The following is a 25,418-nucleotide window of genomic DNA, read 5'->3' as shown; positions in this document are numbered from 1 at the left end:
GTATCGCATCGAACCGCCTTGGGGCGCAGCCGCGGGCCGCGCGTCCCGTCACCGACAGGACCACCACTGCACGTCGGCCCGCACACCTTCGTCACCGGCAGTGAAACGAGTCGGGGAAACCATGCCTTTCGTCAACACCAACGGGATCCGGCTCGCTTACGAGCGTCAGGGCCGCGGGGAGCCCGTCCTGCTCATCATGGGCTCGGGGGCCGCGGGCCGAGCCTGGACCATGCACCAGACACCGGCGCTCAACGCGGCCGGCTACGAGACGATCACGTTCGACAACCGGGGGATCGCGGGGTCCGACGCTCCGCCCGGCGCGTACACGCTCGACGAGCTGGTCGCCGACACCGCAGGCCTGATGGAGGCCCTGGGCCTCGGGCCGTGCCGTGTCGTCGGCACGTCGATGGGCGCGATGATCGCGCAGGAGCTGGCCCTCAGCAGGCCGGGCCTGGTGCGGTCCGCGGTCCTGATGTCCAGCAGGGCGCGGGCGGACGCGCTGCGCCGCGCGCACTCCGCGGCGGATCGTGTGCTGCGCGAGAGCGGAGTGAAGCTGCCTCCCTCGTACGAGGCGCTCCGGACGGTCCTGGAGATGATGTCGCCGACGACCCTCAACGACGAGGCAGCGGTCGCGACCTGGCTGGAGATCTTCGAACTGTCCGGCGGCAGCACACAGGCCGCCGCCGGACAGGACTCGGTCTCCGAGTCCCTCGGCGACCGCCGCCAGGCGTTGCGCGGCGTCACGGTGCCGTGCCGTGTCATCTCCTTCTCCGACGACCTCATCTGCCCGCCGCACCTGGCCGGTGAGGTGGCCGACGCCATCCCCGGCTGCGACCTGGTGGAGATCCCTGGGTGCGGGCACCTCGGATACCTGGAGCGCCCGGAAGCCGTCAACGCGGCGATCATCGATTTCCTCGACCAGCACTGACCCATCGACCGACATCGCCGTCTCAGGACGAGACACGAGAGTGAGGCAGGTTTCCGTGACCAAGGGCGGCCCTACAGGTCTGCGGTTCGACGACGACTCGATCACCCGGCAGAGGGTCCGGCCCGGCACCGTCCGGCGGATCGTCCCGTACGCCAAGCGCTACCGCATGGCGCTGGTAGTACTCCTCCTGACGACGGTCGTCAGCGCGGTCATCACCGCGACCAGCCCCCTTCTCCTCAAGATGATCATCGATGACGGCATCATGCCCAAGCGGCTCGGGGTCGTGGTGGGGCTGTGCCTGACCATCGCGGGTCTGGCTCTGGTGGACGCCGCGGCCATGTACGTGCAGACCTGGTGCTCGGGCCGGATCGGTGAGGGTCTCGTCTACGACCTGCGGACCAAGGTGTTCGCGCACGTGCAGCGGCAGCCGCTGGCGTTCTTCACGCGGGCGCAGACCGGTGCGCTGGTCAGCCGCCTCAACGCCGACGTCATCGGGGCGCGGCAGGCGGTGACGACGCTCCTGACCAATGCGGTCACGACCGTCCTGACGCTGGTCCTCGTCCTCGGCACGATGTTCTACCTGTCGTGGCAGATCACGGTTGCCGCGCTGCTGATGATCCCGCTCTTCCTGCTGCCGGTGCGACTGATCGCACGCAGGCTGCAGCGGCTCACCCGGGAGACCATGCAGCTCGACGCCGAGATGAGCTCGATGATGAGCGAGCGGTTCAACGTCTCAGGTGCCATGCTCGCCAAGCTCTACGGCCGCGCGGACGACGAGAGCGGCCTGTTCGCGGCCCGCGCGGGCCGGGTGCGCGACATCGCCGTCGGCGGCGTGATCTACGGCCGGCTGCTCTTCATCATCGTCACGGTCCTCACCTCGCTCACCACGGCCCTGGTGTATGGCCTGGGCGGCGCCCTCACCATCGACGGCGTCCTGCCGATCGGCACCCTCGTCGCCATGGTGACCCTGCTGCTGCGGCTCTACGGGCCCATCAACCAGCTGTCCAGCCTGCAGGTCACCGCGATGAACGCGCTGGTCAGCTTCGACCGGGTCTTCGAGGTCCTCGACCTCGAACCGATGGTGTCGGAGCGCCCCGACGCCCGCGCGCTGTCCGTGCCGGGCCCTGCCGGCGAGGCGCACGACATCGAGTTCGACCGGGTGAGCTTCCGGTACCCCACCGCGGACGAGGTCTCGCTCGCCTCCCTGGAGTCGATCGGGACGCGCATGCCGGAACGCGGCGACACGGAGCCGGCGTTGCACGAGTTGAGCTTCCGCGTACCGGCGGGCCGGATGACCGCGCTCGTCGGGCCGTCCGGCGCCGGGAAGACCACGCTCACCAACCTGGTGGCACGCCTGTACGACCCGACGTCGGGCACCGTCCGGCTCGGCGGGCACGACATCAGCGAGCTGACCCTCCAGTCGCTGTGGGACACGGTCGGCGTGGTCCCGCAGGACGCGCACCTCTTCCACGACACGCTGCGGGCCAATCTGACCTACGCCCGGCCCGCGGCCTCCGAGCAGGAGCTGATCGACGCCTGCGTCGCCGCGCGCGTGTGGGACACCGTCAGCAGCCTGCCCAACGGCCTCGACACGATGGTCGGCGACCGCGGCCACCGCCTCTCCGGCGGCGAGAAACAGCGGATATCCCTGGCCCGGCTGCTGTTGAAGGCCCCGCCGGTCGTGGTCCTCGACGAGGCGACCGCCCACTTGGACTCGGAGTCCGAGGCGGCGATCCAGCGCGCTCTGAAGACCGCCCTGGCCGGCCGGACATCCCTGGTGATCGCGCACCGCCTGTCCACGATCCGCGAGGCCGACCAGATCCTCGTCCTGGAGTCCGGACAGATCCGGGAGAGCGGCACCCACGAGGAGCTGCTCGCTGCGGATGGGCTCTACGCGCACCTGTACCGCACCCAGTTCGCGCAGCAGTCCCCCGACGACGCCGACGTCCCCGCCGAGGTCCGCTGAGGTCCGTCGACCGCCGCCGAACGGCCCGTCCCGGAGGAGAGACCCCGGGCCGGGCCGTTCGCGCGTGCCGGAGCTACATCGCAGGGATGACCCCTCGGCCGAATTACCTCCCGGGGCCGACGTCCGCCCCCGGCGCGCGGCCTAGCGTCGCAGCATGACCAGTGAGAACAGTTCTGACCAGCTCGTCGTACGGCTGGACGGTGTACGCAAGGAGTACGGACAGTCCATCGCCCTCGACGACGTCTCGATGGAGATCCGGCAGGGCGAGGCGGTCGCGGTGATGGGACCGTCGGGCTGCGGCAAGTCCACCCTGCTGAACATGATCGCGGGCCTCGACCGCCCCACCGCGGGGTTGATCAACATCCACGGCGACGACCTGGGCAGCCTCAACGAGACAGGTCTGGCGCTGTTCCGCCGCCGACGGATCGGCATGGTCTTCCAGTTCTTCAACCTGCTCGACGACCTGACGGCGCTGGACAACGTGGCGCTCGCCGGGCAGCTCTCCGGCACCTCGGCCCGGCAGGCCCGCAAGCGTGCGCTCGACCTCCTCGACCAGCTCGGCGTCGCGGACCACCGGAACAACTACCCGGCGACGCTCAGCGGCGGCCAGCGCCAGCGGGTCGCGGTGGCCCGGGCGCTGATGAACAAGCCGTCCCTGCTGCTGGCGGACGAACCGACCGGCGCCCTGGACCGCAGCAGCGGCGAGCAGGTGATGAACCTGTTGCTCGACCTCAACGCGATCGGCCAGACGCTGCTCATCGTCACGCACGACCCGCGCCTCGCCGAGCGTTGCGCGACCCGTCTCATCGAGTTCGAGGACGGCCGGATCGCCCGCGAGAAGGTCCTGGAGCGGGCCGCATGAGCGCCGTATGGCATGCCGCGCGGGCCGCCGTCCGGCGTCGCCGGCTGCAGACGGTCATCATCGGCCTGGTCGTCCTGCTGTCCACCGCGACCGTGGTCGTCGCGACGGGGCTCCTCGACTCCGCGAGCCGCCCCTTCGACCGGGCCTTCGGCAAGCAGCACGGCGCGCACGCCGTCGCCGCCTTCGACCCCGCCGAGGTCTCCGCACAGCAGCTCTCCGCGACCGCCCGGCGGTCGGGCGTCGAGGCCTCCGCCGGCCCCTTCGGCCAGACCTCGGTGAGCATCGCGCCGGGCAGTGCCTCCTTCCTGACGGGGCCTCTGACCGTGGTGGGCCGGGGCGACGCGGGCGGCCCGGTGGACAAGGTGAATGTCTGGAGCGGCCGTTGGGCCGACAAGCCCGGCGAGATCGTGGTGAACCAGACCCCGCCCGCGAGGGGCGGTGGAGCACCGTTCCCACCGGGTGGCAAGGTGGTGACCCCGGAAGGCACGAAACTCACCATCGTCGGCTACGCCTACACCATGAGCCGGACCGCCGACGCCTGGGTCACGCCCGAGCAGATGAAGGCGATGCACCCGACGGCCCAGCAGATGCTGTACCGGTTCTCGTCGGCGTCGACGAAGGCCGACGTCGAGCAGAGCGTCGAGAAGGCCACGGCGGGACTGCCGAAGGGTTCGCTGGTCGCCACGCAGTCGTATCTCACGATCAAGAAGGACGTGGCCTCCGGGCCGGGCGTGTACGTACCCTTCCTGATGGTCTTCGGCGTCCTCGGCCTCATCGTCGCCGTCGTGATCGTCGCCAATGTCATCAGCGGCGCCGTCGTCTCCGGATTCCGGCACATCGGCGTGCTCAAGTCCCTGGGGTTCACGCCGCGTCAGGTGGTCGCGGTCTACCTGCTGATGGTCTCGCTGCCCGCGGTGATCGGCTGCGTCCTGGGCACCGTCGGCGGCGTCCTCGCCACGGAGCCGTTGCTGACCAGCGCGTTCCAGGGAACGGGCATGGACCTCCGTGGTGTCGCGGTCAGCTGGTGGGTGCCCGTGGCCGCCCTGGTGGGCATGCCGCTCCTCGTCGTCCTCGCGGCGGCCGTCCCGGCGATGCGGGCGCACCGGCTCTCCGCGGCCGAGGCGATCAGCGCGGGCAGCGCCCCGCGCCGGGGCCGCGGGCTACGGATCCAGCGCCGTCTGAGCGGCAGTTCGCTGCCGCGCCCGGTCAGCCTCGGCCTGGGCCAGCCCTTCGCACGGCCGGGCCGTACCGCGATGACGCTGGTGGCTGTCCTCCTCGGCGTGACCATCGCGGCCTTCGCAACCGGTCTGGCCAGTACGGTCAGCGAGTTCGGGCAGGCCAAGAGCCCGTCCTCCGCGGCCCAGATCGTCGTCCAGCCCGGCCAGTCGCAGTTCGGCGAGACGGCGCCGAAGCTGGACGACGAACAGACCGAGAAGGCCCTGCGGTCCCTGCAGGGCACCAAGAGCGTGACAGTCAACGCGCATGTCCCGGTCTCCATCATGGGCTCCAAGAAGGCCGTCGCGGAGTTCTGGCGCGGGGACACCTCCGCACTCGACTTCCAGGACCGGATCGTCAAGGGGCACTGGATCGAGGGGCCCGGGCAGGTCGCCGCGTCGACGGCGTTCCTGCGCGAGCGGGGGCTGCACGTCGGTGACCGGATGACCATGGAGGTGGGCGGCAAGCCGGCCCCCGTAACCGTCGTCGCCTCGCTGATGAACAACGGGGATCTGCTGTACGCGGACTGGCGGGCGCTGTCCGACCGCGGCCTGGACGTCACACGGCTCAACTCCCGCTTCCAGTACCTGGTGCAGGTGTCCCCCGGGACGAACATCGCCCAGTACAGCGACGCGGTGCGGTCGGCGGACCCGGGCCTCTACACCCGCCCGACCGACGACTCCTCCAGCTTCACCACGGCCGTCATCGGCCTGTCCGCGGTCCTCACCCTCATGCTGGCGACCGTCGCAGGGCTCGGGGTGTTCAACACGGTCGTGCTCAACACCCGTGAGCGCCGCCGCGACCTGGGCACGCTGCAGTCGCTCGGCATGACGCCCCGTCAGGTGATCGGCATGACGGTGACGTCGATGGCGGCGGTCGGGGCGGTCGGCGGATTGCTCGGGCTCCCCCTGGGGGTCCTCGCCCACCGCTGGATCGTGCCGATCGCCAGTGAGGCGGCGAAGGTGGAGCTGCCGGCGCGCATGCTGGACGTGTGGCAGGCACCGGACCTGCTGCTCCTCGGCCTCGCCGGCATCGTGATCGCGGTTCTCGGAGCATTCTTCCCGGCGCGCGCGACGACCCGCATGGCCACTGCGGACGCACTGCGCAGCGAATGACGGGCAGGGTTTTCCCACATCCCCCGGAGGAAAACCCTGCGACCGCGGACGCCGACCACCGACCGGTGGTCGGCTTCTGCGTGTTCACCACGGCTTTCCGTGCACCTTCCCGGCCGAATGCAGACATGCGAGCATGAACGCAGATCTGCCCTCCAAAGGGTTTTCCGAAAAGCCGCGTTGCCGATTTCGCGTGGTCGCGCCCTCTCAACCACGGGCGCCCGACCCGGCATTGCCGTCCGGCTTTTTTCCGGCACTGCACGCGGCACCGAATTTCTGGCATTCATGGGGAGTTCATGGGCATCGGTCATGCGCGCGAGTACATACCCGCGGCCAACAGGACGAGCGTTCCGGACAGCAAGGAGGGGGGCGCGCGCCTTGACCGCGCGGCCGTCGAGCGGGCGGGGCGGCTCCTGGCCGGCCGGGTGTGGCGAACGCCCGTCCTGCGCTGCGACCAACTGGACGCCCGCTGCGGCGCACGTCTGTGGCTGAAGGCGGAGAACCTGCAGCGCGGCGGCTCGTTCAAGGTCCGCGGGGCGCTCCTCGCGGTGGAACACCTCGTCGCGTCCGGCAGCCGCGGGGTGATCGCGCAGAGCACCGGCAACCACGCGATCGCGGTCGCCCTCGCCGCCCGGCAGTACGGCCTCCCGGCCATCGTGGTCCTCCCGACCGACGCCCCGCCCGCCAAGATCCACCGGATCCGGGAGGCCGGTGCCGTCGTGGTCACGGCCGGCACCCTGCTCGCCGAGCGGGTGGCCGTCGTGGCAGACCTGCGCGAGGCGCACGGCTACGACGTCATCGACCCGTACCAGAACCCGCACGTCGTCGCGGGCCAGGGGACCGCCACGGCCGAACTGCTCGACCAGGCCGCGGCGGAGGGCGTGCGCCTGGACGCGGTGGTGGTCCCGGTGGGCGGCGGCAGCGCGATCGCCGGTGCCTGCCTGACGGCCGAGGGACGCAAGGTGGCCGTGGTCGGGGCCGAGCCGCAGGCCGTGCCCGCGCTCACCACGGCGCTGCGCGCGCGACGGCCGGTGACCGTGCCCGCCGGGCACACCATCGCCGACGGGCTGCGCCCCGACCGGATCGGCGCCCTGCCGTTCGCCCTCGTCCAGGGGGCCGTGGCCGCGGTCGAGACGGTGTCGGAGGAAGCCATCGCCGATGCGATGCGGGCCGCGTTCCTGCACGCGCGGCTGGTGATCGAGCCGGCGGCGGCCACCGCGCTCGCGGCCGCCATGGAACACGCGTCCCGCCACGGCGCGGATGTCGGAGTGCTGCTCAGCGGCGGAAACGTCGAGCCGGGTCTGGCTGCTTCGCTGCTGACCGGCCAGGGGGCCTCCGGCCCGCACACCGCGGCGGTCTGAGGCAGCCCGTAGCGCGCCTCAGGGCAGGACAGCGCCAAAGAAGCCGAGCCGCAGAACGGAGCGGGCCGGGCGTCCGACGACACGAGGTCGTGGAGGCGCCCGGCCCGCTTCGGCATGTCCGCCGGGGCCGCGCGGCGGCGTGCGCCGCGCGGCAGCAGTCAGTCGTCCAGGCCCAGCCATTCCGACACGGCGGACCACACGATGGCCAGGTTGTCCGGCGTGCCGATCTCGTGGTGGGCGCAGTCGATTCCGGTCCGGTGGACCTCTCCGGAGACGTGGGGCCGCCACGCCTCGCCGGTGACCGGGCCGGCGCGGCCCTCCCGTTCGGCCGCGATCAGCAGCATGTCGCCGTCGAACAGGCCCTGCTCATGGCGCAGTTGGATCTCACGCTGGTTCATCAGGACCCGGGCGATGTTCGCGTACTCCTCCTCCGTGGTGGCTCCGAGCGCGCCCCCCGCCTGACGGCGCACCATCTCGGTCACGCTCGCCAGCACCTCGTCGGGCACCTCCGTGAGGTCCTCCAGAGGACCGGCGTCCGGGTCCGGCACGGCCGGGTTCTGGTCCAGAACGACCAGTGCGGCGACCTCCTCGCCCGCGGCGCGCAGCCGTACGGCGATCTCGTGCCCGACCACCGCGCCGAAGGACCAGCCCAGCAGGTGGTACGGGCCAAAGGGCTGCACCCTGCGGATCTGCTCGACGTAGCGGTCGGCCATCTCGCCCACGGAACGGGCAAGTCGGCCGGCGCCGTGCAGCCCGCGGTCCTGCAGGCCGTACAGCGGGATGTCGCCGGGCACGTACCGGGCCAGCGGCATGTAGCACCAGCTCAGGCCGTCGGCGGGGTGCAGGCAGAAGAAAGGCGGCCTGCTGCCTTCGGTACGGATCGGCAGCAACTCGTCGAGGGCGTCGCGCACCGACGACAGGCTCATCCCCTTCACCAGCTCGCCGACCGTCGGCGCGGCGAACACGTCGCGGACCGCGACGGACACGCCCCGCTCCCGCAGCCGCTCCACGAGCCGGACCGCCATCAGGGAGTGCCCGCCGAGGGCGAAGAAGTCGTCGTCGACCCCGACCGACTCCACCCCGAGGACCTCGGCGAACGCCTCGCACAGACTGGACTCGAAGGCGGTGACGGCCCCGTTGGCGGTGGGGTCGGCGGCGGTGACCCCCGGCTCGGGCAGCGCCTTGCGGTCCAGCTTGCCGTTGGGCATCAGCGGCAGCCGCTCGATCACCACCACCGCGGACGGCACCATGTATCCCGGCATCCGGCCCTGGGCAAGCCCGCGCACCTCCCGGCCCAGCTCCTCCGCCTCCTTCGGGCCGGTGGCCGAACCGGGCACCACGTAGGCCACCAGGCGGTGGTCGCCCGGCGTGTCCTCGCGCACCACGACCACGGCCTGCCCGACCGAGGGGTGTGTGGCCAGAACGGCCTCGATCTCGCCGAGTTCGACCCGGAAGCCACGCACCTTGACCTGGTCGTCGGCGCGTCCGACGTACTGCAGGTCGCCGTCCGCGGTCCACCGGACCATGTCGCCGGTCCGGTACATCCGCTCCCCTGCGGCGCCGAACGGGCAGGCCACGAAGCGCCCCGCCGTCAGGCCGGGGCGGCCCAGGTATCCGCGAGCCAGCCCCTCACCCGCGATGTACAGCTCGCCCGCCACGCCGGGCGCCACCGGGACCAGGCCGTCGTCCAGGACGTAGACCTGGGTGTTGCCGATCGGGGAGCCGATCGAGGTGGCGTCGGCCGCCTCCGGCCGGAGCACCTTGGCGGTCGACCAGGTGGTGGTCTCCGTCGGGCCGTACAGGTTGGTCAGGGTCGGTGTGCGGCCCAGCAGGATACGGGCGAGATCCCCGGGCAGCGCCTCTGCGCCGATCAGGGCACGGACCCGGGTGAAGTCGACCGGGTCGTCGGTGTCCGCCACCAGGCCGCGCCACAGGCTCGGCGTTGCGTGCACCATCGTCACACCATCGGTGCGGATCAGCTCCCGCAGTGCCCACGGGTCGAGGACCTGCTCCTGCGCGGCGAGGACGAGCCGGGCGCCGTTGAGCAGCGGCAGATAGAACTCGAACCCGGCCATGTCGCAGCCGTGGGTGCTCACCGCGAGCAGCCGGTCGGCGGCGGTCAGCGGGAAGGAGTCCTGCATCGACGTGAGGAAGTTGACGATCGCCCGGTGCTCGACGAGCACGCCCTTGGGGCGTCCGGTGGACCCGGATGTGTAGATCACCCACATGGGGTGCCCGGGCAACAGCGGACGTGTGCGCTCGTCGTCGCCGACGGCCCGGTCCGGCAGGGCCGCAAGCTCCGCGGTCACCTCGGGGTCGTCGAGCAGCACCACCGGCACCCCGGATGCGGCGTCGGCGCCCACGTCGAACGAATCGAGCCGGTCCCGCATGCCCTCGCCGCTGAGCACGCACATCGCGCCGGAGTCGGCGATGACGTACGCGATGCGGTCGGCGGGGTAGTTCGGGTCGATCGGCAGGTAGGCGGCTCCGGCCTTGACCACGCCGAGCAGCGCCACGACCAGATCGACGGTGCGGTCGAAGACGACCGCGACGACCGACTCCGGCCCTACTCCCCGGCCGACGAGATACCGCGCCACGCGGTTGGCCCGCGCGTCCAGCTCGGCGTAGCTGAGGGCGACGTCACCGAAGGTCAGGGCGGTCGCGTCGGGGGTGCGCGCGACCTGCGCCTCGAACAGGGCGCCGACCGTGGTGTCCGGCAGCTCGGCCGCGGTGTCGTTCCACTCGGTCAGCATGCGATGCCGCTCGTCGTCCTCCAGGACGTCCACGGCGCTGAGCCGGGTGTCCGGGGCGGCGGAGAGGGCCGCGAGGGCGCGGTTGAGGCGGTCACCGATGCGCACCACCGACGCGGGTTCGAAGAGGTCCGCCGAGGCGGTCACGGTGCCGCGCAGGCCCGCGGGCGCGCCCTGGGCGTCGTACGTCTCGACCATGCTCACGTCCAGGTCGAACTTGACCACCGACTCCGTCACGGACGCCTCGCCGGAGGCCGGCCGCGGCGGGGCGCCCCCGTCGGCGGCGAGGCCGGGCAGATCGACCACCGCCTCGGCGGTGTTCTCCAGGAGCAGCATCACCTGGAACAGCGGGTGGCGCGCCAGCGACCGGGCGGGGGCGAGTTCCTCGACGAGCCGCTCGAAGGGGACGTCCGCGTGGGCGAACGCGCCGAGGCCGGCTTCCCGGACCCGCTCCAGCACCCTGCGGTAGGTCGGGTCCTGCGACAGGTCGGTGCGCAGCACGAAGGTGTTGACGAAGTAGCCGACGAGGTCGTCGAGGGCTTCGTCGGTGCGTCCTGCGTGTGCCGATCCGATGGGGATGTCGGTGCCCGCGCCGAGGCGGGAAAGGAGCACCGCGAGCGCGCCGTGCAGCGCCATGAACATCGTCACGCCCTCGGCCCGCGCGACCTCCAGAAGCCGCGCGTGCACCTCGGCCGGAACCTCGATCGGTACGCGGTAGCCCTGGTGGCCGACCACGGCCGGGCGCCCCCGGTCGGTCGGCAGCGTGAGCTCCTCGGGGATGCCGGCGAGGGCCTCGCGCCAGTAGGCGACCTGACGGGCGAGCAGGCTGTCCGGGTCGTCCCCGTCGCCGAGCACCTCACGCTGCCACAGCGCGTAGTCGGCGTACTGCACCGGCAGCTCCTGCCACTGCGGGGGCCGGCCCTCGCTGCGCGCCGCGTACGCCACGGACAGGTCGCGGGCCAGTGGCGCCCAGGACCAGCCGTCGGTGGCGATGTGGTGGATCAGCACCACGAGGACGCGGTCGTCCGCGCCCGTCTCGAACAGCCAGGCCTTGACCGGCACGTCCGCCGACAGGTCGAAGGGGTGGCGCCGGGCGTCGGCGACCGCCCCGGACAGCTCCTCCGGAGCGACCCGGGTCACGGTGAGCTCCCACTCCAGTGCGGCCGGGTCGAGGACCTGCTGGTACGGCTCGCCGTCCGCCACCGCGTACACGGTGCGCAGCACTTCGTGGCGTGCGATGACATCCCGGAGCGCCGTGTTCAGCGCCGCGTGGTCCACCTCGCCCGCCAGCCGTACGGCGACGGGGATGTTGTAGGTGTCGCTGGCGCCTTCCAGCTTGTCGATGATCCACAGGCGGCGCTGGCCGTACGACAGCGGCAGCTGTGCGGGCCGGGGACCGGACACCAGCGGCGACCGGGCCTCGCGCGCCCCGGCCAGGTGCTCGGCCAGACCGGCGACGGTCGGCGCCTCGAACAGGTCGCGGATCTCGACCTCGACGCCGAGCAGGGCCCGGATCCGGCTGATCAGCCGGACCGCGAGCAGCGAGTGGCCGCCGAGTTCGAAGAAGTCGTCGTCCACGCCGACCGCGGGCACCCCCAGGACCTCGGCGAACGCCATGCAGAGGATCTCCTCCTGGAGACCGGCCCCCCGGTTCCGGCCGCCCGGCTGTTGGACCCCGTGGTATTCCGGGGCGGGCAGGGCCTTGCGGTCCAGCTTGCCGTTGCCCGTCAACGGCAACCGGTCGAGGAGCACCACCGCCGAGGGCACCATGTGTTCCGGCAGGCGCTGCGCGGCGAACTTGCGGATCGTCGCGGGCAGCCCCGAGTCCTGCGCGGTCTCCGGGTCGTCGGTCACCACGTAGGCCACCAGGCGCCGGTCGCCGGGGATGTCCTCGCGGGCGATCACCACTGCCTGGTCCACCATCGGGTGGGCGGCCAGGGCCGATCGGACCTCGCCGGGCTCGATGCGGAAGCCGCGGATCTTCACCTGCTCGTCGGCCCGCCCTGCGAACACCAGGCGACCGTGCGCGTCCCAGCGCGCCAGGTCGCCGGTGCGGTACAACCGCTCGCCCCTCGCGCCGAACGGGCTGGCCACGAAGCGTTCCGCGGTCAGGCCGGGGCGGCGCACATAGCCGCGCGCCAGGCCTGCCCCGGCGACGTACAGCTCACCGGCTGCGCCGACCGGCACCGGCCGGAGCCTGTTGTCCAGGACGTAGAAGCGGGTGTTGGCGAGCGGCGTGCCCACGGGTACCGAGCCGTCGGCCACCACATCGGCCGTCAGCGCGGTCGTGGCCACGCCGATGGTGGTCTCCGTCGGGCCGTAGTGGTTGAACACCGCGCGCCCGTCCGCGGCGGACAGGAGTGCCTGCACCCACTCGGGCTGTGCGGCCTCGCCACCGAGGACCAGCGACTTGGCGGGCAGCACCGCGCTCAGGTCCCCGGCCGCACCGAGCGCCGCCAGATGGGAGGGCACCGCCTTGAGGTGGTCGATGCGGTGCTCGGCCAGGTACCGGCTGACGGCCGCCGGGTCGGTGACCGCGTCCTCGTCCAGGATGTGCAGTTCACCGCCGGTGGTCAGGCTCGCGAACACCATGGTGTTGCCGAGGTCGGTGGCCTGCGCCTGGAGCAGCGCGTACCGGTCGCCCGGTGCGCCGAGCCCGGCGCGGCCCGGCACGGACGCCACGTAGTTGGAGAGCGAGCCATGGGTGACCGCGACGCCCTTGGGGCGGCCCGTCGACCCTGAGGTGTAGATGACGTACGCGAGCCCGTCCGGGGCCGTAGTGACCTGCGAGGCCGTCTCCTCGGCCGCGTCCAGCTGCATCGTCATCAGCGGGGAGTCGAGGGCGACGAGCCGCTTGCCCGCCGGCAGGTCGTCCAGGATCTCCTCGGTGGTCAGCGTCAGCGCGGCACGGCTGTCGGTGATGAGGTACGCGACCCGGTCGGCGGGCTGCTCGGGGTCGATCGGCAGATAGGCCGCACCGGCCTTCCACACGGCCAGGATCGCCGCGATCATCTCCACTCCGCGGCCCAGGCAGAGACCCACCAGGGACTCCGCCCCCACGCCCTGGTCCATCAGGTAGTGCGCAAGGCGGTTGGCGCGGGCGTCGAGTTCCGCGTACGACACCTGCGTACCGTCGGCGACGATCGCCACGGCGTCCGGGGTGCGGGCGGCCTGCTCCTCGAACCGGGCCGCCACCGTACCGGCGGGTACCTCGGCCGCGGTGTCGTTCCACTCCACCAGGACCCGGCGCAACTCGTCCTGAGGCAGTACGTCGATGGAACTCAGCGGCAGTTCGAGGCCGCCGTCCAGCGCGGAATCCAGCGCCGAGACCAGGTGGTCGAGGGCGGTGCGCACCAGCAGGCTCACCGCGTGCGGGTCGCCGGGGTCGGCGGAGTCCACGACCAGGCCCATGCTGTCGCCGTTGTCGTCCACGGCGACGGTCAGCGGGTAGTTGTTGAGGGGCCGCATGAACAGCCTGCGGATGCCCTCGAATCCCTCGTTCCGGCCGCGGTCCACGGTGCGGGCGGCCGGTCCTGCGGTGTTGTGGCGGTAGTTCAGCAGGCTGGTGAACAGGGGGATGTCACCGGTGACGCCGCTGGCACCCTGGGCTACGGCGAGCGGTGCGTGCTCGTGCTCGAGGAGCCCGGCCAACTGGCTGCGCATCGCGCCGATCGCCTCGAGGACTCCGACACCGGCCATGCGCACCCGGACCGGCAGGGTGTTCATGAAGAGACCGAGCACCCGGTCGGAGCCCGCGCCCGAGTTCATCCGGCCGAACAGGACGGTGCCGAAGACAACGTCCTCGCGGCCGCTGACCGCGGCGAGGGCCCGGGCGTACGCCACGTGCAGCAGGGTCGCGGGGCTGGTTCCGAGGCGGCGCGCGGTGGCGCGTACCCGGAGGTCGAGGGCCGGCTCGAATCCCAGGTGGGCCTTGTTCAGGTCGGTGCCGTCACCATGCACGTCCGTGACGCCGTACGCGGAGGTCGGTTCGGTCACATCGCCGAGGAGTTCGGCGAAGTACCGCTCGTGCTTCTCGCGTTCGTCTGCGCTGCGGGTCTGGGCGACGAAGTCGCGGAAGGGCAGGGGGTCCGCCAGTTCCGCTCCCCGACCGCTCAGGAAGGCGCGGAGTTCCTCGAAGACGGCCTCGATGGTCGTGTGGTCCTGAACCATGTGGTGCATGCGCAGCAGCGCCGCCCAGCGGTCGCTGCCGGGAACGGCCGCGATGTGCAGGTCGACCAGGGGCGCCCGGGTCAGGTCCATGGTGGCGCCGCCGAGTTCGAGGAGCTGGTCCACCAGCTCCTCGCCGTCCGGGTCCAGCGTCACGTGCTCGACGGGGACCCGGGCGTTGCGCCACACCACCTGCACCGGTTCCCGCAGCCCCTCCCACACCACGGAGGTGCGGTAGATGTCGTGCCGGTTCACCAGCTGCTGGAGTGCGTCCACGAAGGCGTCGAGGCGGGCACGTGAGTCGAACTCGAGCGCCGTGGGGGCCGCGTAGGTGTCACGTCCGGACCCCGCCATCAGGTGGTGGAAGAGCAGACCCTCCTGCAGCGGGGCGAGCGGGTAGACGTCCGCCACGTTGGCGACGCCGCCCTCGACCGTGGCGACGATCCGCTCGATCTCCTCGTCGGACAGGTCGACCAGCGGCAGCATCTGCGGAGTGAGTTCCTGCGCGCCATCGGGGATCTGGTTCGGCGGCACCGCGATGCGCGCGGCGGCCGTGTCGCCGGCCAGGCCCGCCACCGTCGGCGTCTCGAACAGCGCCCGGACCGAGACGGAGACGCCTCGCAACCGCAGCCGTTCCACGAGCGACACCGCGAGCAGGGAGTGCCCCCCGAGGCGGAAGAAGTCGTCGTCGACGCCGACCCGTTCAACGCCGAGGACCTCGGCGAACACCTCGCACAGGATCTCCTCGCGGGCGTCGGCGGGCGCTCGGCCCGCGCCCGCCGTGTACTCCGGTGCGGGCAGCGCCGCGCGGTCCAGCTTGCCGTTCACCGTCAGCGGCAGCTCGTCGAGGACGACGACCGCGGCCGGCACCATGTGCGCGGGCAGCCTCCCGGCCGCGAACCGACTCAGATCCTGGGCCAGTTCACCGCCCTGCGTGGGATCGTCCGGCACGGCATAGGCCACCAGGCGCTTGTCGCCCGGAGCATCCTCGCGGGCCACGACCGCCGCCCGGGCCACGGACGGGTGCTCGGCCAGCAGGGACGCGATCTCGCCCGGCTCGACGCGGAATCCGCGGATCTTGACCTGCTCATCGGAACGGCCCAGGTACTCCAGCTCGCCGTCCGCGCGCCACCGGGCCAGATCGCCGCTGCGGTACATGCGCTCGCCCGGTGCGAACGGCGAGGCCACGAACCGCTCGGCCGTGCTTCCGGCCCGGCCCGCGTAGCCGCGCGCCAGGCCGGCCCCCGCGATGTACAGGTCGCCCGCCACACCGACCGGGACCGGCGCCAGGCCGGCATCGAGCACATACAGGCGGGTGTTGGCGATCGGCCGCCCGATGGGCACCGATTCGCCCACCTCCTGACCGGCCGCCACCTCGAAGACGCAGCACCCGACCACCGTCTCGGTCGGCCCGTACTCGTTGACCACGAGGGAGCCGGGCGCCTGGTCGAGCCAGGCACGCACATCAGCGCCCTGCAGCGCCTCACCGCCGACGATCCAGCGCCGGGCCGCCCCGGCGAGCTCTCCCTCCTCCAGCAGCCGGGAAAGCAGTGGCAGATGCCCGGGCACGACCTTCACCAGGCCGAACTCACCGGAGTCGCGCACCGCGGCGGCAAGGCCTTCGGGCCCTCCCTCGCGGCTGACCACGACGCGGGAGCCGGACACCAGGGGCACCAGCAGACTCGTGACCGTCAGGTCGAAGGCGAGCGACGAGTGCAGCGGTGCGCCGCCCCCCTCCGCCATGCCGTAGGTCCGGTTCGCCCACGCCACGTAGTTCGCCAGGCCGCCATGGGTGACCACAACGCCCTTGGGGCGGCCCGTCGACCCGGACGTGTAGATGACGTAGGCGCTCTGCGCGGACAAGGGGGTGCCTGTGCCGTCGTCCTCCGTCGGCGCCGTCTCCGGCAGTCCGGCGAGCTCGGCCTCCACCGCGGGCTCATCGAGCACCACCACCGGCGCAGCGGACCGCTGCTGGAACTCCGCAAGCCGGCCGCGGGAGCCGTGCCCGGTGAGGACGCACGTCACCGCGGCGTCCGTCAGCATGAACGCCGCACGCTCCGCCGGGTATTCGGGATCGACCGGCAGGTAGGCACCACCGGCCTTCCATACCGCGAGGACGGCAACCAGCACGTCCACACCGCGTTCCAGGCACAGGCCCACCACCGACTCGGGGCCCACGCCGTGGCGGACCAGCAGATGCGCCAGGCGGCTCGCCCGCGCGTCCAGCTCGCCGTAGGAGACCTCGGCGCCGTCGCACTCCACGGCGACCGCCGCCGGGTCCTCGGCGGCCCGCTGCCCGATCAGCTCCGGCACCGGCCGAAGCGGGGTGTCGTCCGCCGTGTCGTTCCACTCGACGAGCACCCGGCGGCGCTCGTCCGCGTCCACCACCTCGACGGTGCGCAGCGGCCGGTCCGGGCCGCTGTCGAGGACGCCTTCGAGCAGCGTCACCAGGTTCTCCACGGCGGTGTGCAGCAGGTCGCCCACCGCCGTCGCGTCGATCGGGGCCACTGCGTCCACGGCGAGTCCGATGCCGTCGTCCCCGTCGTCGTCCACCGAGACGGTCAGCGGGTAGTTGTTGCGCTCCTGGGAGAAGACGGCCCTGATGCCCGCGGTCCCTTCCGCGCCCGCCTCGTCCGCGGCCCCGACGGCCGGACGGCCGGTGTTGTGGCGGTAGTTGAGGAGCGAGGTGAACAGCGGGGTGTCACCGGGCACGCCGCTGGCCTGCTGGGCCAGTGCGAGGGGCGCGTGCTCGTGGTGGAGGAGTTCGGCGAGCTGGCCGCGCATCGCGGCGACCGCGGCCGCCGCCCCGAGTTCGCCGGTACGCATCCGCACCGGCAGCGTGTTGATGTACGGGCCCAGCGTGCGGTCAGATCCGCTGCCGGCGTTCATGCGCCCGAACAGGACGGTGCCGAACACCACGTCCTCGCGGCCGCTGACCGCGGCGAGCACCCGCGCCCACGCCACGTGCAGCACGGTGGCGGGGCTGGCGCCCAGGCTGCGGGCGACACCGCGCACCCGTGCCACAAGGTCCGGCGGGAACGGCAGCCTGGCGCGGACCGCCGCCGCGCCGTCGCCGTGCGCGTCGATCAGGCCGTAGGGCGCGGTCGGTTCGGTCACATCGCCGAGGAGCCGGGAGAAGTGGCGTTCGTGCTCGGCGCGGGCCACCCCGCCACGCGCCTGGGCGACGAAGTCGCGGAAGGGCAGCGGCTCGGGCAGCTCGTCGCCGCGTCCGGAAAGGAATGCCTCCACCTCGGCGAGCAGCACCTCGAGCGCCGTGTGGTCCTGAACCATGTGGTGCATCCGCACCAGCGCGAGCCACGCTCCGCCGTCCGGCTCGGCCGCCGCGTGCACCTGCATCAGCGGCGCACGCCGCAGGTCCATGGCCGAGCCGACCCGTGCGACAAGGTCCGCCACCGGGTCCGTGGCGTGCGGGTCGAGTGCGACCTCCTCGATGGGCAGGGCGGCACGGCGCCGCACCACCTGTACGGGCTCGCGCAAGCCCTCCCACCCGATGCCGGTCCGCAGGATGTCGTGCCGGTCCACGACCTGCTGAAGGGCGTCGGTGAACGCCTCAAGGCGCTCACGCGAGTCGAACCTGACGACGGTCGGCAGCACATAGGCGTCCTCGCCGCCGTCGGCGAGGAGGTGGTGGAAGAGCAGACCTTCCTGGAGGGGGGCCAGCGGGTAGATGTCGGCGACGTTGGCCACACCGCCGTCCACGGTGGCGACGATTCGCTCGATCTCGTCGGCGGTCAGGTCGACCAGCGGGAGCATCTCCGGCGTGATCGCCTGCGCATCCTCCGGAATCGCGTTGGGCGGTACGACAACGCTCTCCGCACCGGCCACGGCCGCAAGACCGGCCACAGTCGGGCTCTGGAACAACGCCCGTACCGAGATGGACACACCACGGGTACGCAGGACCTCCACCAGCCGTACTGCAAGCAGGGAGTGACCGCCCAGAGCGAAGAAGTCGTCGTCGACGCCGACCCCGTCCGTCCCCAGGACCTCGGCGAACACCTCGCAGAGAATCTCCTCGCGGACCGTCGACGGCCCACGGCCGGAGCCTGCGGCGTACTCGGGGGCGGGCAGCGCCGCGCGGTCCAGTTTGCCGTTCGGGGACAGGGGCAGCGCGTCGAGGGCCACCACGGCCGACGGCACCATGTACTGCGGCAGTCGCTCCGCCACCCGGGCCCGCACCGCGGCCGACAGCTCCCCCTCGGGCGCCCCGTCGGTCACGACGTAGGCCACCAGCCGCTTGTCACCGGCCACGTCCTCACGGGCCACCACCACGGCCTGGGCCACCGATGGGTGCGCGGCCACCGCCGACTGGACCTCGCCCAGCTCGATGCGGAACCCGCGGACCTTCACCTGTTCGTCCGCGCGGCCCAGGTACTCCAACTGCCCGTCGGCATTCCACCGGACCAGGTCACCCGTGCGGTACAGGCGCTGTCCGGGCGCCCCGTGGGGGTCGGCGACGAAACGTTCGGCGGTCAGTGCGGGGCGGCGCAGATAGCCCCGCGCCAGGCCCGCGCCGGCGATGTACAGCTCACCGGCCACTCCGGGTGCGACCGGCGAGAGGTGGTCGTCCAGAACGTACACACGGGCGTTGGAGATCGGCCCACCGATGGGCACGGCACCCTCGACGTCGGTGTCGACGTACGAGGCGGTGGTGTAGACGGTCGCCTCGGTCGGACCGTAGATGTTCGCCACCCGCGCGCCCGGCAGCTCCCGGCGGATACCGGCCACCGTGTCGGCGGTGAGCGCCTCGCCCGCGAGGACCACCGTGCGCGGCCGGACCTCGGGGCCGGAGCGGCCCAGGATCCGGGCGAAGGCCGACGGGACACCGCTGACCAGGCTCACCTGCAACGGGCCGCGCTCGGCGTCGGCGAGCGCGAGCAGGTCCGGGACGAGTTCGACGGATCCGCCGGTGACCAGCGGGCCGAACAGCTCGAAGACCGACACGTCGAAGGTGAACGAGGTCGAAAGGAGCACGCGGGAGAAGTCGGCACCGTCGAACTCGGCGGCAGCCCACGCCAGCAGCCCCGCCACCGACCGGTGCTCCACCACGACGCCCTTCGGGCGGCCCGTGGAACCGGAGGTGTAGATGACGTACGCCGGATGGCCGGGGGTCAGCGGGGCCATCCGCTCGTCCTGCGCCGGAGCCCGCGCGGGCAGCGCGGCGAGCGCGGCGGCGGTCTCCGGGGCGTCGAGGACCACGGCCCGCGGCCCGGAGGACGGAAGGGCCGCGGCGGTGGCCGAGTCGGCGAGAACCACCACGGGCGCCGCGTCGGCCAGCATGTACGCGATCCGCTCGGCGGGGTACGCCGGGTCCACCGGCACGTATGCACCGCCCGCCTTGAGCACGCCGAGCAGGGCCGGCACCGCGTCCGCTCCGCGCTCCACGCACACCGCGACCCGCGACTCCGGGCCGACGCCCAGGCCGATCAGGTGCCGGGCCAGCCGGTTGGCGCGCGCGTCCAGTTCGGCGTAGGTGAGCTCGGCGCCGTCGCACACCACGGCCACCGCGTCCGGGGTGCGGGCCACCTGCGTCTCGAACAGCTCGGTCACGGTGGCCTGCGGCACCTCGACCGCGGTGTCGTTCCAGTCCACGAGGACCCGGCGGCGCTCGTCCGCGTCCAGGACGTCGACCGCGCTCAGACGGATCTCCGGGTCGGCGGCGACCGCGGCGAGGAGCCGGCCCAGACGCTCGGCCAGGCGCTCGGCGGTCGCGACGTCGAACAGGTCCGCCGCAGCGATGAGCTCGCCGCGCAGCCCGGCCGGCCGGCCGTCGGCGTCGAACGCCTCGGCCACGCTTGCTTCCAGGTCGAACTTGGCCGCGAGGTCGCCGGTCAGCGAATCCGGCCGGACGCCGTCCGCTCCTCCCCCGGCCTGGACGCCGTGCAGGTCCAGGTCCGCGCCGGCGGTGTTCTGCATGGTGAGCATCACCTGGAACAGCGGGTGCCGGGCCAGCGAACGCGTCGGGGCCAGCTCCTCGACGAGCCGCTCGAACGGCACGTCCTGGTGCGCGAACGCGCTCCACCCGGTCTCCCGCACCCGGGCGAGCAGTTCGGAGAACGTCGGGTCACCCGACAGGTCCGTACGCATGACGAGGGTGTTCACGAAGAACCCGACCAGGTCCTCCAGAGCCACGTCGGTGCGCCCGGCGACCGCGGCGCCGATCGGGATGTCGGTGCCCGCGCCCAGGCGTGACAGGAGCGCGGCGAGCGCGGCCTGGACCACCATGAACATCGTGACGTCCGACGCACGCGCCATCTCCATGAGCCGTGCGTGCACCTCGGCGGGCACCGTCAGGGGCGCCGTGTGGCCGCGGAACCCGGCCACCGCCGGGCGCAGCCGGTCGTAGGGCAGCTCCAGCTGCTCCGGAACTCCCGCCAACTGCTCGCGCCAGTAGGTCATCTGACGGGAGAGCACGCTGTCCGGGTCGCTCTCGTCGCCGAGCAGTTCACGCTGCCACAGCGTGTAGTCGGCGTACTGCACGGGCAGCGGATCGAACTCCGGCACCCGCCCCTCGCACCGTGCCGCGTACGCCATCGACAGGTCCCGGGCCAGCGGCCGGGTGGACCAGCCGTCGCTGGCTATGTGGTGGACGACCACGACGAGTACGTGCGCGTCGGGCCCGGTGGCGAACAGCCAGGCGCGGATCGGCACATCGGAGGAGAGGTCGAACGGCCGCCCCACCGCCTCCCGGGTGACCGCCGGCAGGTCCTGGGGGGCCACCTCGGCGAAGGACAGCTCCCAGGACACGTCGTCGAACTTGAGAATGTGCTGGTACGGCTCGCCGTCGGCCGTGGGGAACACCGTGCGCAGCACCTCGTGGCGGGCGATCACATCCCGCAGCGCGGCATCCAGCGCTTCCCGGTCGATGTGGCCCGACAGCGGAAGGACCACTGGAATGTTGTACGTAGAACTCGGTCCCTCGAGCTGCTCGATGAACCACAGGCGGCGCTGCGCGAATGACAACGGAAACATCAGGAATCCCCCTGGTTACGCATGGGCCGCAACGCCGGCCGAGCTGACTTCTGTTTTCCGAGCTGTTGTGCGAGATCTGCCACCGTCGGGTTGTCGAGCAGTACTCGCAGTGGGACTTCGACGGAGAGCCGCGCACGCACGAGGCTCACCAGACGGACCGCAAGGAGGGAGTGGCCGCCCAGTTCGAAGAAGTCGTCGTCCATTCCCACACCGTCCACGCCGAGTACTTGAGCGAACGCCTCGCACAGCGCGCGCTCCTGCGGCGTCGACGGTTCCCGGCCCGCGCCCGCCGCAACGGCGTACTCCGGGGCGGGCAGCGCCTTACGGTCCAGCTTGCCGTTGGGTGTCAACGGCAGCCGCTCCAGCGGGACGACGGCCGCGGGCACCATGTGCTCGGGCAGCCGCTGGGCGACGAACTTCCTCAGGACACCGGGGAGTTCCCCGTCGTCCGGCTGCTCTCCCTCGGGTGGCACGACGTAGGCGACGAGGCGGACGTCACCGGGCGTGTCCTCGCGGGCCACAACCGCGGCCCGGCCCACCGACGGGTGGGTCAGGAAGGCCGCCTCGACCTCACCGGGCTCGATCCGGAAGCCCCGGACCTTCACCTGCTCGTCGACCCGCCCCAGGTACTCCAGCTGCCCGTCCGTGTTCCACCGGACCTGGTCCCCGGTCCGGTACATCCGGCCACCGGGCTCGAAGGGACACGCCACGAAGCGCTCACTCGTCAGGCCGGGCCGCCGCACATAGCCCCGGGCCACCTGCGCCCCGGCGATGTACAGCTCGCCGGCGACCCCGGGGACCACGGGCTGCAGCGTGCCGTCGAGCACATAGACCCTGGTGTTGGTGTTCGGCCTGCCGATCGGCACGGATTCGCCGATGTCCTGGCCGTCCGCCACCTCGAAGACGGTGCACCCGACCACCGTCTCGGTCGGCCCGTACTCGTTGACGACGACCGAGCGGGGTGCCCGCTCCAGCCAGGAGCGGACGACAGCGCCGGTCAGCGCCTCGCCACCGACGATCACCTTGCGCGTCGCGCCCGGAAGCCGTTCGTCCGGCACCAGCTCGGTCAGCAACGGCAGGTGGGCAGGGACCAGCTTCATCAGCCCGAATCCCCCGCCGGTGCCGACCAGGGACGCAAGCCCCTCGGCCCCGCCCTGCCGGCTCACCACCACCGCCGCGCCGGACACCAACGGCACGAGCACGCTGGTCACCGTGAGGTCGAACGCCAGCGAGGAGTGCAGCGGAGCCCCGCCGCCGTCCCGCATCCCGTACGCCTCGCTCGCCCACACGACGTAGTTCGTCAGACCGCCGTGGGTGACCGCCACACCCTTCGGGCGGCCGGTGGAGCCGGAGGTGTAGATGACGTACGCCAAGCCGTCCGGCCCGACGTGCACTCCCGGCGCGGTCTCCGGGCAGGCGCTCACCGCGGTGGCGACGAGCGGGTCGTCCAGCGCCATGGCACGCACCCGTCCCACCGGCAGCTCGTCGAGCACCTCCTCCTCGCTCAGCAGGACCGCGACCCCGCTGTCCGCGAGCATGAAGGCAACACGCTCGGCCGGATACTCCGGATCGATCGGCAGGTATCCGGCCCCCGCCTTCCATGCGGCGAGGATCGTCACGACCATGTCGACGCCGCGCGGCAGGCAGAGACCGACGAGCGACTCCGGCCCCACCCCCTGGCCGACGAGGTGGTGCGCCAACCGGTTGGCCCGCGCGTCCAGCTCCGCGTACGACACCTCGACGCCCTCGGCGACGACCGCCACCGCGTCCGGAGTACGGGCCGCCTGCGCCTCGAACAGCTCGGGCACCGCCATCGAGGGCACCTCGGCCCCCGTGTCGTTCCACTGGGTGAGCACCTGGTGGCGCCGGGCGTCGTCGAGCACCGGGATACCGCTCAGCGGGGTGTCGGGGCCGCCGCCGAGCGCCTCTTCCAGCGCGACCGCCAGGTTCTCGGTGGCCGTGCGGACGAGCGTTCCCACGGTGTGCGGGTCGATCGGGGCGACCGCGTCGACGACCACCCGCAGCCGGTCGCCGTCGTCGTCGACGGCAACCGAGAGGGGGTAGTTGGTGCGGTCGACGACGAGCACGGTCCTCACCCCGTCCAGACCCCGCTGTTCCTCCTCCGCCTCCACGATCCGGGCCGAGGCACGGCCGCCTTCGTGCCGGTAGTTGAACATCGAGGTGAACAGCGGCGCGTCCGCGGCCACTTTGCCGGCCCGCTGAGCCACGGCGAGCGGCGCGTGCTCGTGTTCCAGGAGCGCGGCGAGCTGACCGCGCATCGCCTGCACCGCCGCGAGGACGCCCGTGCCGTCGCCCAGGCGTGCCCGCACGGGCAGCATGTTCATGAACGGACCAGCCACCCGGTCCGACCCGGCTCCGGCGTTCATCCGTCCGAACAGGACGGTGCCGAACACCACGTCGTCGCGGCCACTGACCGCGGCAAGAACCCGCGCCCACGCCACGTGCAGCACCGTGGCCGGGCTCGCGCCGATCTGACGGGCCAACTCACGCAACTGCGCGCTCAGTTCGTCGGGGAACGTCACCCCGGCCCGCTTCACGCCCGCGCCGTCACCCCGCACGTCCACCTGTCCGAACGGCGCGGTGGGCTCGGTGACGTCACCGAGCAAGTCGGCGAAGTACGCCTCGTGCCTCCCGCTGTCGAGCCCGGCACGTGCCTGCGCGACGAAGGTGCGGAACGGCAGCGGCTCGGGCAGTTCGGCAGCCCGCCCGGCGAGCACCGTCTGCACTTCCTCGAGCATCACCACGACGGCCGTGTGGTCCTGCACCATGTGGTGCGCCCGGAACAGCGCGAGCCACCGGTCTCCACCGGGCAGGGCCGCCACATGCAGCCCGATCAGCGGCGCTCGGCCCAGGTTCATGCGGGAACCGGCCAGCGCGACCAGCTCGCCCGCCGGGTCCGCCCCGTGCGGGTCGAGCTCGACGTCCTCGACGGGCAGTACGGCGTGCCGCCACACCACCTGCACCGGTTCACGCAGACCTTCCCAGAGGATGGCGGTGCGGAGGATGTCGTGCCGGTCCACGACCTTCTGAAGCGCGTCGGCGAACGCATCGAGCCGTTCACGGCTGTCGAACTCCAGCACCGTCGGCATGACGTAGGCGTCCTCGCCGCCGTCGGCCAGCAGATGGTGGAAGAGCAACCCCTCCTGGAGAGGAGCGAGTGGGTAGACGTCGGCCACATTCGCCGCGCCACCGTCCACCGTCGCAACGACCCGCTCGACCTCCTCGGCGGTCAGATCGACCAGCGGCAGCATCTCCGGCGTGATCGCCTGCGCATCCTCCGGGATGACGTTCGGCGGTACGACGACCTGCTCGGCCCCGGCCACCGCCGCAAGGCCCGCCACGGTGGGCGACTCGAAGAGCGCCCGCGTCGAGATGGACACGCCGCGGGTGCGCAGGATCTCGACCAGCCGGATCGCGAGGAGGGAGTGACCGCCCAGAGTGAAGAAGCTGTCGTCCACACCGACGCTGTCCAGGCCGAGAACCTCGGCGAAGGCCGCGCACAGGATCTCCTCGCGCACCGTCGACGGTCCACGGCCGGAACCGGTCGTGTACTCCGGGGCGGGCAGGGCCTTGCGGTCCAGCTTCCCGTTGACCGTCAGCGGCAGCGCGTCCAGAACAACGACCGCCGACGGCACCATGTACTCCGGCAGGTGAGCGGCAGCGAACCGGCCCACGTTCTGCATCAGTTCATCGCCGTTGCGGCGATCGGCCGGAACGACGTAGGCGACCAGGCGCTTGTCGCCCGGGGTGTCCTCACGGGCGATCACCACCACCTGAGCAACCTCGGGATGCTCGGCGACGACAGCCTGGACCTCGCCCGGCTCGATCCGGAAACCACGGATCTTCACCTGCTCATCCGCCCGCCCCAGATACTCCAACTGCCCGTCCGCATTCCACCGCGCCAAGTCACCCGTGCGATACAACCGCTCACCCGGCCCACCGAACGGAGACGCCACGAACCGCTCCGCCGTCAGACCCGCACGACCCACATAACCACGAGCCAACTGCACACCCGCGACATACAACTCACCACCCACACCCACCGG

7 protein-coding genes are annotated in these 25,418 nt (G+C 72.1%); 5 read left to right on the top strand and 2 right to left on the bottom strand.

Annotated features, from left to right (window positions below):
* Nucleotides 1-121 precede the first annotated feature (121 nt).
* The 5 genes from ACFVYE_RS02690 to ACFVYE_RS02670 all read left to right on the top strand — a co-directional run bounded on the left by ACFVYE_RS02690 (nt 122) and on the right by ACFVYE_RS02670 (nt 7,444).
* Nucleotides 122-928, top strand: coding sequence for an alpha/beta fold hydrolase (locus ACFVYE_RS02690; RefSeq protein WP_383976024.1), 807 nt, complete (start codon nt 122-124; stop codon nt 926-928).
* A gap of 40 nt (nt 929-968) precedes the next feature.
* On the top strand, nt 969-2,894 hold the full coding sequence (locus ACFVYE_RS02685; protein ID WP_383976025.1) for an ABC transporter ATP-binding protein: 1,926 nt from the start codon (nt 969-971) through the stop codon (nt 2,892-2,894).
* A gap of 154 nt (nt 2,895-3,048) precedes the next feature.
* Nucleotides 3,049-3,756, top strand: coding sequence for an ABC transporter ATP-binding protein (locus ACFVYE_RS02680; protein ID WP_383976027.1), 708 nt, complete (start codon nt 3,049-3,051; stop codon nt 3,754-3,756).
* On the top strand, nt 3,753-6,086 hold the full coding sequence (locus tag ACFVYE_RS02675) for an ABC transporter permease (protein ID WP_389603737.1): 2,334 nt from the start codon (nt 3,753-3,755) through the stop codon (nt 6,084-6,086). The genes ACFVYE_RS02680 and ACFVYE_RS02675 overlap by 4 nt, the downstream gene beginning before the upstream one ends.
* A 293-nt stretch (nt 6,087-6,379) precedes the next feature.
* Nucleotides 6,380-7,444: a threonine/serine dehydratase gene (locus ACFVYE_RS02670; protein WP_383976030.1), complete on the top strand. Its 1,065-nt coding sequence runs from the start codon at nt 6,380-6,382 to the stop codon at nt 7,442-7,444.
* Between the two features lie 158 nt (nt 7,445-7,602).
* On the opposite strand, the gene ACFVYE_RS02665 is transcribed toward ACFVYE_RS02670, so the two are convergent.
* On the bottom strand, nt 7,603-21,351 hold the full coding sequence (locus ACFVYE_RS02665) for an amino acid adenylation domain-containing protein (RefSeq protein ID WP_389603735.1): 13,749 nt from the start codon (nt 21,349-21,351) through the stop codon (nt 7,603-7,605).
* Nucleotides 21,351-25,328 (bottom strand): amino acid adenylation domain-containing protein, encoded by a 3,978-nt coding sequence (locus ACFVYE_RS02660; protein ID WP_389603733.1) that lies wholly within the window; start codon nt 25,326-25,328, stop codon nt 21,351-21,353. The genes ACFVYE_RS02665 and ACFVYE_RS02660 overlap by 1 nt, the downstream gene beginning before the upstream one ends.
* Nucleotides 25,329-25,418 lie beyond the last annotated feature (90 nt).

Source organism: Streptomyces sp. NPDC058239, assembly GCF_042882185.1.
Lineage (GTDB): Bacteria > Actinomycetota > Actinomycetes > Streptomycetales > Streptomycetaceae > Streptomyces.
Note: the sequence above shows the minus strand (reverse complement) of the source record. Positions and strands in the feature narration are given on the sequence as shown.